The organism is Gilvimarinus sp. F26214L (assembly GCF_054401055.1).
Genome location: NZ_JBTIYG010000008.1, coordinates 18,854 through 32,790, shown reverse-complemented (window position 1 = coordinate 32,790; position 13,937 = coordinate 18,854). Strand labels below are relative to the sequence as shown.

Sequence of the window (13,937 nt, the reverse complement as noted above, 5' to 3'; positions counted from 1 at the left end):
CCGGCTGCTTACGACGTGGCGGTTTCTCTCCCTGAAAAGATTATCCCTCGAAGCCCGCGATTGACGTTCATGACAAGTGTTCATGTTCGACAGGTGGTCTCTCATTTCACCGGTGCAGCCACGTTCGCAGCAGCGCAACCAGTTGCTGGTTATTGACCGGCTTGGCGATATAGTCGGAGGCACCCGCTTCGAGGCACTTCTCCCGATCGCCTTTCATGGCCTTGGCCGTGAGAGCAATGATGGGCAGCATATGAAAACGCGATTCGGCACGGATCTGGCGCATGGTCGTGTATCCATCCATCTCCGGCATCATGATGTCCATGAGCACCAATGCCAGGTCCGGTGTTTTTTCAATAATATCGATCGCATCTCGTCCGTTATTGGCGGTCAGCACTTCCATCTTATGGCGTTCAAGGATGCTGGAGAGGGCGAAGATGTTCCTCACATCGTCGTCCACCACCAGGACCTTTTTGCCAACGAGGGCCTCATCACTCTCGTAGAGCCGCTCGAGCATTCGCTGGCGCGATTCCGGCAGGTTGTTTACCGCCCGGTGCAGGAACAGCGCAGTTTCATCCAGCAACCGTTCCGGCGAACGCGCATCTTTGACCACGATGCTGCGGGCCATGCTGCGCAGGATGTCCTCTTCCTGGTCGCTCAGAGCCTGGCCGGTGCAGATTACAAATGGCACGGGGCGCAGATCCGCATCCCGCTGCACTTCGGCGAGCAGATCAAAGCCGCTCATATCCGGCAGGCGCAGATCCAGCACGGCGCAATCGAAGGGTTCGCCACGCAGCATCCGAAGCGCAATGGCCCCATCCTCCGCGGTAACAATCTCCACATCGTCGTGATCCAGCAGCTCCACCAGACCGGCTCGTTCGGCAGGATCATCCTCGATCAAAAGCAATCGCCGCTTGCGGGGACGGGCAAAATCCCGCAGCCGGGCCAGGGCCGCGCTGATCACGTCCGAGCTTGCCGATTTATTAACGTAAGCATAGGCTCCCCGTGCCAGAGCGTGAGACCGTTCTTCTTCGTCGCTGACGATCTGCACGGGAATATGTCGGGTCTCCGGGTCCTGCTTCAGGTGGCTCAGAAAGGTCCAGCCGAGCATATCCGGCAGGAAAACATCCAGAGAGACAGCGTCGACCCGAAAAGCGTCAATCAGTTCCCCTGCATCGGAGCCGCGGGTCGCTACCAGCCCCTTGAACCCCTGCTCGCGGGCCAGATCCAGAAGAATACGGGCATAGTCGGGATCGTCCTCGACAATCAGGATGACCTCGTCCTGCGCGGTGATTGTGCCGCGATCGTCGGGCACCTCTTCCACAGCCGCTGCCGGTAGCAGAACCTGCGATCCCCCGGATTCCTCCCCGGAACGCTGCTCCTCCGACTGGGGCACATTTCGCGCCGCCGGGTCGCCATAGTTGAGCGGAATGTAGAGCGTGAAGGTGCTGCCGCGCCCGAGAGTGCTTTGCAGACGGATCTCGCCGCCCAGCAGCTGCGCCAGTTCCCGGCTGATGGCCAGCCCCAACCCCGTTCCCCCGTAGCGGCGGGCCGTGCCCGCATCCGCCTGCTGGAAGGCCTCGAAGATCAGCTTCTGCTTTTCGGGTGGGATACCGGTACCCGTATCGGTCACGGAGAAAGCCACTACGGTGTCGGCCCCGTCGAGAACCGGATGTCCACGGGTCCAGCCGTCTTCGACCACATCCACATACAGTTGGACGCTCCCGTCCTCGGTAAACTTGAAAGCGTTGGACAGCAGATTCTTCAAGACCTGTAGCAGGCGCTTGGGGTCCGTGTAGATAACGGGCCCCAGGTCCTCTCCAAACTCAGTCACAAAGGCGAGTTTGCGATTCTCCGCCTCGTGACGGAAGTTGCGCTCCACTGTTTCCCGCAGGTTCGCAAACGGCAACTCCTCACATTCCACGGTCACCGTGCCCGACTCGATCTTGGACAGATCGAGAATGTCGCTGATCAGATTCAGCAGATCCGTTCCAGCGGAATGGATGGTGTGGGCAAACTCCACCTGTCGCGGGCTGAGATTGCCGTCGACGTTTTCCGAGAGCTGCTCGCCGAGAATGAGAATACTGTGCAGGGGCGTGCGCAGCTCGTGAGAAACGTTCGCCAGAAATTCCGATTTGTAGCGGGACGTGAGCGCCAGTTCCGCCGCTTTCTCTTCCACCGCCCGCTTGGCCTGGTCGATCTCCTGGTTCTTGCGCTCCACCTCCGCGTTCTGTGCGGCCAGTAGCTGTGCCTTCTGGGCCAGCTCCTCGTTGGTTTGTTGCAGCTCCAATTGCCGGGTCTGCAACTCCGCGGCCAGTTGCTGGGATTGGGACAGCAGGCGCTCGGTACGCATTGTCGCTTCGATGTTGTTGAGAACAATGCCCACGATGTCCGTGAGCTGCTCCAGAAAGGCCGTATGGGACGCGTTGAACTCCTTCAGGGAAGCCAGCTCGATCACTGCCTTGACCTGGCCCTCAAACAGTACCGGCAACACCATCACGACCCGTGGCGGAACTTCCACCAGTCCAGAGGTGATTCGCAAGGGTTGGTGATCCGTCTCTGTGATGACGAATTGACGGCGCTCCTTCGCACACTGCCCCACCAGCCCTTCGCCCAGGCGAAATTCCCGCTCGTGGTTGTCGCCGCCCCAGTTGTCCGCATAGCCGGCCAGTTGCCGGAGCTTGTACTCGCCGTCAATTTCCACCATGGCATACATCACACCCTGGTGCGCTTCAACCAGCGGGGCGAGCTCCGACAGGAGCATCTGGGCCACCGTGGTGAGATCGTGCTGGCCCTGCATCATGCGGCTGAACTTGGCCAGGTTGGTCTTCAGCCAGTCCTGCTCGGTGTTGCGCTCGGTGGTCTTGCGCAGATTGCCGATCATCGCGTTGATGTAGTTCTTCAGGTCCGCCACTTCGCCGCTGGCGTCGACCTGGATGTAACGGGTCAGATCGCCCGTGGTAACCGCCGTGGCCACCTCGGCGATTGCGCGCACCTGGGTCGTCAGGTTGGCCGCAAGCAGGTTCACGTTCGCGGTCAGATCCTTCCAGGTACCGGCCGCTCCCGGCACATTCGCCTGACCGCCCAAACGCCCTTCCACCCCCACTTCGCGCGCAACTGTAGTCACCTGGTCGGCAAAGGTTGCGAGCGTGTCGGTCATGCTGTTGATCGTATCGGCCAGCGCGGCCACCTCACCCTTGGATTCCACCGTAAGCTTCTGGGTGAGGTCACCGTTTGCGACCGCCGTGACCACTTTGACGATGCCGCGCACCTGATTGGTGAGATTTGCGGCCATCACGTTTACGTTGTCCGTCAGGTCCTTCCAGGTTCCCGCGACGCCGGGCACTTCCGCCTGGCCACCGAGCTTGCCTTCCGTACCCACTTCGCGCGCTACCCGGGTTACCTCCGCGGCGAAGCTGTTGAGCTGGTCCACCATGGTGTTGATGGTGTTCTTCAACTCAAGGATTTCACCGCGTACATCCACCGTGATCTTGCGGGACAGGTCCCCGCCTGCAATGGCCGTTGCCACTTCAGCAATCCCCCGCACCTGATCGGTGAGGTTGGTTGCCATCACATTTACATTGTCCGTCAGATCCTTCCAGGTTCCGGCCACACCGGGAACGGTTGCCTGCCCGCCCAGCTTGCCTTCAGTACCCACTTCGCGAGCCACCCGCGTCACTTCCGATGCAAAGCTGTTGAGCTGGTCCACCATGGTGTTGATGGTGTCTTTAAGCTGCAGGATCTCGCCTTTTACGTCCACCGTGATCTTGCGGGAAAGGTCGCCCCGTGCCACCGCGGTGGTCACCTCCGCGATGTTGCGCACCTGGCCAGTCAGATTACCCGCCATGGAGTTCACGTTGTCGGTGAGGTTTTTCCAGGTGCCCGCCACTCCGGGCACCTCGGCCTGGCCGCCCAGCTTCCCTTCCGTACCAACTTCGCGCGCAACGCGCGTAACCTCCGCAGCAAAGCTGTTGAGCTGATCCACCATGGTGTTGATGGTGTCTTTAAGCTGGAGGATTTCGCCTTTTACATCCACCGTGATCTTGCGGGACAGGTCGCCCCGCGCCACCGCGGTGGTCACCTCCGCGATGTTGCGCACCTGGGCCGTGAGGTTGGTAGCCATTGCGTTTACGGAATCGGTCAGGTCCTTCCAGGTTCCGGCCACACCGGGCACGATGGCCTGTCCGCCGAGCTCCCCTTCCGTGCCTACTTCCCGCGCGACACGGGTCACCTCGGAAGCAAAACCGTTGAGCTGATCCACCATGGTGTTGATGGTGTTCTTGAGCTCGGAGATCTCCCCTTTTACATCCACCGTAACCTTGCGACTCAAGTCGCCACGTGCAACTGCAGTAGCCACCTCGGCGATGTTTCGCACCTGAGCCGTTAGGTTTCCGGCCATGGAGTTCACGTTGTCGGTGAGATTCTTCCAGGTACCGGCAACTCCCGGCACTTCCGCCTGGCCACCGAGCTTTCCTTCGCTGCCCACTTCGCGGGCCACCCGTGTCACTTCCGCCGCAAAACCGTTGAGCTGATCCACCATCGTGTTGATGGTGTTTTTCAGTTCGAGAATCTCCCCCTTCACATCCACTGTGATTTTGCGGCTGAGGTCCCCTCGAGCAATGGCGGTCGCCACTTCCGCGATACCGCGCACCTGATCGGTCAGGTTCGCCGCCATTACGTTTACGTTATCGGTCAGATCTTTCCAGGTTCCCGCTACACCGGGCACGATGGCCTGGCCACCGAGCTTCCCTTCCGTGCCCACTTCGCGGGCCACGCGGGTCACTTCCGAAGCGAAGGAGCGGAGCTGGTCCACCATCGTATTGATGGCTTCTTTCAATTGAAGGATTTCACCGCGCGAGTCCACAGTGATTTTTCGGGAGAGATCACCATTTGCAACGGCAATGGTTACTTCGGAGATGTTCCTCACCTGATCGGTGAGATTGTTGGCCATGGAGTTCACGTTATCAGTGAGATCTTTCCAGACCCCTGACACTGCTTTTACCTTGGCCTGGCCGCCAAGTTTTCCTTCCGCACCCACTTCCCGCGCAACCCTTGTTACTTCAGAAGTGAACACACTCATCTGTTCGATCATCTTGTTGACGATCTTTGCGGAGCGGAGGAATTCGCCCTGCAACTGGCGACCTTCTATCTCCAGAGGCACGGTTTGGGAGAGATCGCCCTTTGCCACTGCAGCGATGCTGCGGGTCACCTCGGTTGTCGGCCAGAGCAGATCATCGATGAGATTGTTGACGCTGGCTTCCATCTCGCCCCAGGCCCCGGAGCGACGGTCGCATTGCATTCGCTGGCGGGTCTTGCCTTCCTGGCCGACAGTTTGACCCACTCGCTCCAGCTCACTGGCGACTCGGCTGTTGGCTGCAACGATGTCGTTGAAGGTATCGGCAATTTTGCCCTCGATACCGGTCCAGTCCCCGGGCAGGCGGACCTCGAAATCTCCGTCCCGAACCGCTTGCAGGGCGGCGAGTAACGCACTGGGATCATAGCCGCCGCCGTCGGCGTCGGATTTCGCCCCTGCTCGGGAGCCCCTGGAACTGGAGGAGACTACGGTCTTGGATTTACCACTGGCACTTCCCGACCGGGATTTGGTTCCGGCCCCCCGGCCGCGGCTTGCAACAATCTGCCCGTCCTCTTCCATCGTCATCTGTGGCCTCTAACTGATGTGCCCGAGCGCAGAGCCCATTGGCGAGGAAGATCACCGTGCCGCCGATCACCCTCGAAACGGACATCATTCTCCGCTACGAACCGGTTGATCCAATTGAGATGTTTTTCTAACCGCTAATAAACACTGGGTTCGAGCGCTGCCGAACCGCCAAAGCAAATGTTAACTTTCGGACAAGTAAAGGTGGCAGGCTGCCCGGGGCATCATGTTCCCGAACGGTAATACACAGCGAATTTCATCGCCTGGATTCAACCGCTCTGCCCGCGCATTGGCTCGAATCACATTGTTGCGGCGCAGAGAATAAACGGAGGGAAATGCAAAGTCCATATACGAACACGGGCGCGGCAGTCGAAAACTGTGAAGCAATTGGTTCTTCTGCCCTGTTCGTTCCGCTACGGGCCCCACGAATTTTTCTTTGTAATTTTTACAAGCGGAGTCTCGAATAAAAAGTATAAGAAAGTCGATGCAGCAGACTCCCTGCAACAACGCGACTCGAACCGACCCAACCATTAAAATGACGGCGAACAAACACGAACCATTGCAAAAACAACTGCAGAGTGGCGCGTGCAAATGCGGTCCGCGACATGTGCTTGGTCTCGGATTGACGCAGCGAGCGAAGCTCCGGCCAAGTGCCGGGAAACTCCTGTTGCAGAATGAGCAGCCGCGTTGCGCGAGCGACACAAACAGGGGGACACAAACAGGACACTCAGGAAAGAGCCTCCCGTGTGCTGTCATTGCGCGCTGACCAGCAGGACCAGGGTCCTTACCCGGCGCCGACGGCCACTCTCGCCATCCGACTGGCGCAGCTCCCTTAAACGCACCAAGCGCGAGCAGAGGGATTGGACTGAAACCAGCGCAGGCTTTATTATCCGCCGCCACACTCCTTGAGGTCTTGCGATGTTATTAGCTATTGCCGCGGTTGTTGTTGGTTTGATCATTCTCGTGTGGAGCGCCGACCGGTTTGTGGACGGGGCAGCCGCCACCGCCCTGCATTTCCGCGTTCCCGCATTGCTGATCGGTATGCTCATTGTGGGTTTCGGCACCTCGGCACCGGAGATGGTGGTTTCGGCGCTTTCTGCCCTCAACGGCAACCCGGGGATCGCCCTCGGCAACGGGTACGGGTCCAACATAACCAATATCGCATTGATTCTGGGACTGACGGCTGTGCTGGCCCCGATTGCCGTTCACTCCCAGATTCTTCGTCGTGAACTGCCGTTGCTGCTCGCCATCACGGCGTTCGCCGCCTGGCAACTATGGGACGGGGAGCTGTCACGGCTCGACGGATTCGGCCTGCTGCTGGTGTTCGCAATGACCATGGGCTGGACTGTGTACCAGGGCATGCGCGGGCGCGACGATGCCCTGGGAATCGAAGTGGAGGCGGACCTTCAGACACGTCCGATGCCTCTCCGCCGCGCCATCATGTGGCTGCTGGTGGGGCTGGTGCTGCTGGTCGCCAGTTCCCAGCTGCTGGTGTGGGGGGCCGTTCTCATTGCGGAATACCTGGGGGTCAGTGACCTGATCATCGGCCTGACGGTGGTAGCAGTGGGCACGTCCCTGCCTGAATTGGCCTCTTCCCTGGCCGCCGTGCGCAAGAACGAACACGACATTGCCCTGGGCAATGTGCTGGGATCGAACCTGTTCAATACTCTGGCGGTAGTCGGTATCGCAGGTTCAATCCACCCCCTGACAGTGGAATCTGATGTACTCACCCGGGACATTCCGGTGATGGCCGGCTTGACCATCGCGCTATTTGTTTTCTGCTACGGCTTCCGCGGTCCGGGGCGCATCAATCGGCTGGAGGGCGCCGCACTTGTTGCGACTTACCTCGCCTACACCGGCTGGCTCATCAACAGCGCCTTCCTGGCCTAAAGTCGTTGCATGAGCTCGGTGGTATTAGCTCGGTGGTATGGTTCGCGCCCCAGGGTTCACCGTTTGGCGATGATCCAGATGGCATGCACGATCCCCGGGACGTAACCCAGCAGGGTCAGCAGGATGTTGATCCAGAACTGGGGGCCGATTCCCACCTGGAGAAAGACGCCCAGGGGCGGCAGCAGGATTGCGCAGATTATCCGAACAACATCCACTTCGTTCCTCCTCGCGTGCGATAAATCGCTTCAACACTCCCGGCGGGACACGCAACTGAATCCGGGAAACCGTACGAAGGTTGCAGGGCCTCAGGGAGTCAGGCGCTGCTTGAGACCCGCCATCTTTTCGCCCATGTCAGTCAGTTGCTCCTTGCCGAAGAGCTCCTTGGCGGCCGGAAACATCTCGCTTTCTTCTTCATCCATGTGATGCTCCACCAGTTCCTTCAGCACTTTCGCGCGGCCTGCAAATTGATTGGAGCCGGGGTCGGTTTTTTCCAGATCGGGAAGAACCAGTTCTTCCACCGCGCGGTGTTCTTCAACCGCTTCGTAAAACATTTTTTTCTCGTCCTGCTTGCCCGCATCACGAAAGGCCGGGTATAGGACCTCTTCTTCGATCTTCGTGTGAACACGCAGCTCGCTGGCGATCTGTTCCAGGAGGTCGGTGCGGGTTTTGATCGCCCGGTCGGTTGTTTCGGTCAACTGCGCCAGCAGGTCCTTGACGGTTTTGTGGTCCTGCTTCAGAAGGCTGATCGCGTCCTGAGCCATGGAACTCTCCTTGAAAATCGAAAGGGGGCATGGCTGAGGAGCAATTAGCGGGCCATCCCGACTGGAGTCAGCCGGGGCCCGAAGAGTGGATCTGAACCGTGGATCTACAGTGCGGCGAAAAATTCGCGGATACGCTGAGCGTTTTTGCCTACGTCACTTGTTCCGACACGCGACACGGAACGGGCGTCCACCCGCGTGCGGTCACCTTCCTCCCGGATACGAATGACGATGTCGTCCTTGAAGCGGAACCAGAAGGTGGTATCCGTCGCCTCGATACGGCCCTCTTCCGGAGATTGCGCCACCAGGTCCCAGCCCAGCTCGTCGACGGCTTCCAACGCGCGGGCAAATACCTCCTCCCGGCTTTGGTCGAAGTAACGAGGCTGGACGTCCGGATAAGCCTCGCGCTGGAGCTCGGCCAGTTTTTGCGGCGTGAGGTCCGGCGAATCGCCGTAGACATGGCTGTTGGGAGCATCGGCACGGAGGGGGAGCACATCCACGAATGGCGGCGGGTTCTCCGTGTCGGTGCTGATATCGTGGATGGGCGGTGTGCCTTCCGGCGGCCGGTAGCTCTGGGGCACCTGCCACGCCAGAATGGCCGCAACACCGCCCGCAAACGCCATGCTGGCAAGGGACATGGCCCCTTGCCGATCGCGTTTTCTCACCGTGAAAAACAAGGCGAACGCAATTGCGCCGCAACCGAGAGCGACCCACAACGCGGCGCTGTTGGCGATGCGCAACAGGGCAAAACCGCGGCGGAAGTCCCACCACCCGAACCACACGCCGAGCGCGGCAAACAGGGCCAGCAGGCCAACGAGCAGGCCCGCCGCCAGGGCGAGCACTGCGAGTGGTCGTGTCCAGCGCGGAACCGCCGGTCGTGATGTGCGAGTCTGTTCTTCCATTGCAATTTCTCGTTTTGTTTTTGATGAAAGATAAGTCCACCGGACACGGGGCGCTCCGCGGCCCCGGCGGCTATCCCTGCCCCAGGCTGTAGTGCATGCCTGCGCCCGGCCCCAACGGCAAACCGAACAGGACCCAGATCAGGGTGATGATCAGACCGGCGCCCAGCAGCCAGAGCGAATAGGGGAGCATGGTGGCCGTAAGACTGCCAAGGCCGAAATCCTTTTGCCAGCGCTGACAGAAGGTCAGGATCAGCGGGAAGTAAACCATCAACGGAGTAATGATGTTGGTGGCGCTGTCGCCTACCCGGTACGCGGCGGTGGTCATCTCCGGGCTGACGCCCAACAGCATCATCATGGGAACCAGTACCGGTGCAAGCAGGGCCCACTTGGCGCTCGCCGAGCCCACGAACAGGTTGGTCAATCCGGTAAAGAGAACCAGGAGCACCAGTACCGCCGCCATGGGCAACTGGGCACTTTCGATGGCGTTCGCGCCCTGAATGGCGAATATCAGGCCCAGGTTGGACCAGTTGAACATGGCCACGAAATGGGCGGCGGCAAAAGCCAGCACCAGGTAGTAGGACAGGTCCGCCATGGATTCGGACATCATGCCGACCACATCCCGATGATTCTTGACTGTGCCGGCGGCGGAGCCGTATGCCCAGCCACTAGCCAGAAAAAGGATGAAGAAGCCGGCCACCAACGAGCGGTAAAACGGGCTGAGACGCCCTTCGGGGCTGGCGGCCTCATCGTAGAGAGGAGTACCCGGTCCGACGGTGAACAGCACCCAGAGCAGAATGACAGCGAGCGCGGCCCAGCCGGCACGCGCCAGCCCCTTCTTCTCTGCGTCCGTGAGTTCACCCTGGTCGGTTTTTACCGCCTTGCTGGACGCTTCCGCTGTGAGGGGCGACAAGCGCGGTTCGACGATGCGATCGGTCACGTACCAGATTACCGGCAGGAACAGCACGGTCATGGCGGCGATGAAGTACCAGTTCCCGGCGATGTTGGCGTTCCACTCGGGGGCGATGCTTTCCGCCGCCGCTTCCGTAATACCGAACAGCAGTGCGTCCAGTTGCCCCGGCAGCAGGTTGGCGGAGAAGCCACCGGACACACCGGCAAAACTGGCCGCGATACCCGCGACCGGGTGACGCCCCGCCGCGGCATAAAGAACACCCGCCAGCGGAATCAGTACCACGTAGGCCGCGTCGGCGGCCAGATTACCCACCATGGCCACCAGTGCGACCACCGGGGTCAGAAAGGCCTTGGGCGCGTGCTTGACCGCCCGCTGCATGGCGGCGGCGAAGAGGCCCGAACGCTCGGCAATGCCGGCCCCGAGCATGACCACCAACACGTAACCAAGGGGGTGGAAGTGGGTGAAAGTTGCGGGCATTTCCACCCACAGCCGTTGGATGTTCGCTGCTGAAAGAAGGCTCAGAGCACTGATGATCACCGCGTTACCGTCATCGTCCACGGCTGTGGGATGAGGTGCGCTCATTCCCACGGCCGCGCTCAGAACGCTGATAATGACCAGAAACAGAATCAACCAGAAAAAAATGAATACCGGGTCAGGTAACCGGTTACCGGTCCGTTCGATCCAGCCCAGTATTCCTGTGCTTGCTTTGGAGTCTTGCGTCATGTGTCGCTGCTCTCGTTATTTTGTGATAAAGGGATGTCGCCGCTGGCGTTTGTGGCCAGTCGCATAGAGGGAGCAGGCGAAGCCAGGGGCGAAAGTGGCGGCCATTGTCAGGTGCTCTGTCGTCTCTGTCAAAAAGGGATGAGTTCGCGTCCGGCCGGTCGCAAAAACAAGGGGCTGTAAATACGTGTAAATTTGAGGGAGGGGGCCAAATGGCGGTGATAAGGTCATTCCCTTGCCGCTCCGCAGGGAGCACGGCTCCAATTACAACAACTACCGTCTGCGAGGCGGATCTTCTCTCAAGACCCCAAGCGAACGATTCAAGCACTGAGGCATCCGATGATTTTTACTGACTCTGCCCGCCGCTCCAACTGGAGGCGACGCTCTGTTTTCATGGCCAGTCTGCTGGCCGCGGGATTGGCCAGCGGCTCGGTCCAGGCCGGCGACGACCCCCGGCACCCCGGACGCGCCGTTTACGACCAGACCTGCGCCACCTGCCATGACAACCCCGAAGCAACCCGCTCCCCCTCCCTGACCACCCTGAAGCAAATGCGGGTGCAATCGCTGACTTACGCGCTGAATGAAGGGAAGATGAAAACCCAGGCGGCCGGACTGTCATCGGACGAAAAGCGGGTGCTGATTGAGTATTTGGCAGGTATGGAGCAAACCAGCGATGAATGGATTGCCGGCATGATGTGCCCCGCCGAACGGCGCACGGTCGATACCCGCCAGCAAGCCACGGTGACCGGATTTGGCTTCAATGAGCGCAACGACCGGCATCTGACCCGTGAACAGGCCGGACTGAAGGGCAGCGACTTCCGCAATCTGGAACTGGCCTGGGCCATTGCCTTCCCGGGCGCCACCACCATGCGCTCCCAGCCGGCCGTGATGGGCTCAACCCTCTTCCTGCCCGTGGCGGACGCGGCGAGGATGTTCGCCTTCAACATCGACGGCGAGCCCTGCATTCAGTGGGTGTACCAGAGTGAAGTGCCCCTGCGCACCAGCGCAAGTTACGATGAATTGGAAGATGGCCGCCCGGTGGTTGTGGTGGGCGACCTGGGCTCCAACGTGCATATGGTGGATGCCCGCACCGGACAGGGCATCTGGACCCAACACGTGGGCTTTTCGGAATTGTCCGTAACGACGGGCACACCCGTGATCCACAAGGACAAGGTGATCGTTCCCATTTCCCAGTTCGAAATCATGGTGGCCGCCAGCCCGGAGCACGAATGCTGCACAACCCATGGGGCCGTAACGGCCCTGGACGCCGCCACCGGCAAGGAGATCTGGACTGCCCATACCATGGAGGACGCGAAACCGGTGCGGGACCGGGGCGATGGACAGATGATCTGGGGCCCCTCCGGCGCGCCCATCTGGAACTCACCGCTGATCGATGAGAAGCGCGGAATGGTCTACGTGGGTACCGGCGAAGCCACCTCCGAACCCGCCCACAAGCATACGGACGCAATTCTGGGCATCGATCTGGAAACCGGCGATATCAAGTGGAGCTTCCAGGCCACCGAGAACGACATCTTCATCGCCGGGTGTGGCCCGCGCACGCGCAGCCCCAACTGCCCCAGGCCGGAAGACACGGTCTACCGGGACGTGGATTTCGGGGCGTCACTGATATTGGCCAAACGCAGCGACGGTTCAGACCTGATTGTGGGCGGCCAGAAATCCGGTACCGTGTGGGCGCTGGATCCTGACAAGAATGGCGCCGTCGTGTGGCGCCAGGACTTTGGTGAGGGCTCGCCGCTGGGCGGCATCCACTGGGGCATCGCCTTTGACGGCCAGCGAATCTTCGCGCCGATCAACCGGCCCTACGGCTTTGGCGTGGAAGGTCCGGACAAGAGCCAGAAGCCCGGCATGCACGCGGTGCGCGTCGATGACGGCAAGGTGTTGTGGACCTATGCCGCAACCCCGGACTGCAGTGGTGAGCGCAAACATCGCGTTCCCGCCTGCGACAGCAACATCGGCCTGTCCGGCGCGCCCACCGTCATCGACGGCGTGGTGGTGGAAGGCGCGTTGGATGGCATGCTGCGGGCTCTGAACGCCAAAAACGGCAAGGTGCTGTTCCAGTTCGACACGGCCCAATCGTTCGACACCATTAACGGAGTTGAAGGAAAGGGCGGCGCCATCGACAACGCTTCCATCGTGGCCGCCAACGGCTATCTCTTTGTGAATTCAGGCTATGGCATGTTCGGACAGATGCCCGGCAACGTTCTCCTGGCCTTCAAACCAAAGTAAATACTTGCACACCTGGGGCCGCCGTCCGGCGGCCCCTTCCCCAACGCTCCCAAAAGGTTGCCGGCGACAATGCGGGCCCCGCTGCGCCGGATACCTCCCTTTCTGTCATTCCATTCCCCCGTATTGTCGCTTTCCAGTGAGCTATGGCACTTGAATTGCAAAATGCCCGGATACCAACCAGCCGGGTCTCGAGGAGTGCTCTTCCGGCTGGCTCACTGCAGCACGCCATCACAGGAGTGACCACCATGATCAAGAAAACGAATCTTCCCATTCTCGCCTGCATTGCGTTGAGCGTTGGCGCCTCCGGGGCCTACGCTCAGGACCGCGAGATGTCACCCTATATCGGTTTCGGGTACGGTCAGTACAAACTGGAATTCGATGCCGATGTGGATACTGACTTCGACGATGACCAGAACGCCTTCCGGATATTCGGCGGCATGAATTTCACGGACGCCTTCGGTGCCGAGATCAGCGTCTATGACTTCGACGAGGGGGACGACAACGGTATCACCACTGATCTGGAAGCGGCCTCCATTGCCGCCGTGTTCAGGGCCCCATTGCACGAGCGATTTGCCCTGTTCGCCAAGGCTGGCTGGTTCTTCTGGGAGGCCGATGTGGAAACCGCGGCGCCGGAGGGCTTTGCATTCGGGGATGAACTGGACGGGGACGACGCCTTCTTCGGGGTGGGCCTGAGCCTGGGGCTGACCGAATCCATCGACCTGCGCCTCGAATACGACCGCTTTGAACTGGAGGATGATATCGAGCCTGATCTGGACTACGCCTCGGCCAGCATCCAGGTCAACTTTTAACCAACAAGAGCCCTTTCTGTAGCCTTGCGCACCTGCAGAGCCCGGCGG

At 60.3% G+C, this 13,937-nt stretch carries 8 protein-coding genes; 3 read left to right on the top strand and 5 right to left on the bottom strand.

The features are described 5' to 3' along the window. Positions 1-106: 106 nt before the first annotated feature. A complete protein-coding gene (locus ACURWW_RS10455) occupies positions 107-5,656 on the bottom strand; it encodes a HAMP domain-containing protein (RefSeq protein WP_445617323.1) in 5,550 nt (1,849 codons plus the stop codon). Between the two features lie 915 nt (positions 5,657-6,571). Here ACURWW_RS10455 and ACURWW_RS10450 point away from each other — a divergent pair. Continuing rightward, positions 6,572-7,543 (top strand): calcium/sodium antiporter, encoded by a 972-nt coding sequence (locus ACURWW_RS10450; protein WP_445617324.1) that lies wholly within the window; start codon positions 6,572-6,574, stop codon positions 7,541-7,543. A gap of 56 nt (positions 7,544-7,599) precedes the next feature. Here the strand turns inward: ACURWW_RS10450 and ACURWW_RS10445 are convergent, their stop codons facing one another. The 4 genes from ACURWW_RS10445 to ACURWW_RS10430 form a co-directional block, all read right to left on the bottom strand. Then, positions 7,600-7,758: a YqaE/Pmp3 family membrane protein gene (locus ACURWW_RS10445; RefSeq protein ID WP_445617325.1), complete on the bottom strand. Its 159-nt coding sequence runs from the start codon at positions 7,756-7,758 to the stop codon at positions 7,600-7,602. Positions 7,759-7,848: 90 nt separating this feature from the next. After that, positions 7,849-8,304 (bottom strand): hemerythrin domain-containing protein, encoded by a 456-nt coding sequence (locus ACURWW_RS10440; protein ID WP_445617326.1) that lies wholly within the window; start codon positions 8,302-8,304, stop codon positions 7,849-7,851. Between the two features lie 104 nt (positions 8,305-8,408). Next, on the bottom strand, positions 8,409-9,203 hold the full coding sequence (locus ACURWW_RS10435) for a DUF1499 domain-containing protein (protein ID WP_445617327.1): 795 nt from the start codon (positions 9,201-9,203) through the stop codon (positions 8,409-8,411). 70 nt (positions 9,204-9,273) lie between these two features. Continuing rightward, positions 9,274-10,836, bottom strand: a complete 1,563-nt coding sequence (locus ACURWW_RS10430; protein WP_445617328.1) for an AbgT family transporter — start codon at positions 10,834-10,836, stop codon at positions 9,274-9,276. A gap of 336 nt (positions 10,837-11,172) precedes the next feature. Here ACURWW_RS10430 and ACURWW_RS10425 point away from each other — a divergent pair, with 336 nt between their 5' ends. Beyond that, a complete protein-coding gene (locus ACURWW_RS10425; RefSeq protein ID WP_445617329.1) occupies positions 11,173-13,080 on the top strand; it encodes an outer membrane protein assembly factor BamB family protein in 1,908 nt (635 codons plus the stop codon). Between the two features lie 245 nt (positions 13,081-13,325). Further along, positions 13,326-13,889 (top strand): porin family protein, encoded by a 564-nt coding sequence (locus ACURWW_RS10420; RefSeq protein WP_445617330.1) that lies wholly within the window; start codon positions 13,326-13,328, stop codon positions 13,887-13,889. Positions 13,890-13,937: the final 48 nt, after the last annotated feature.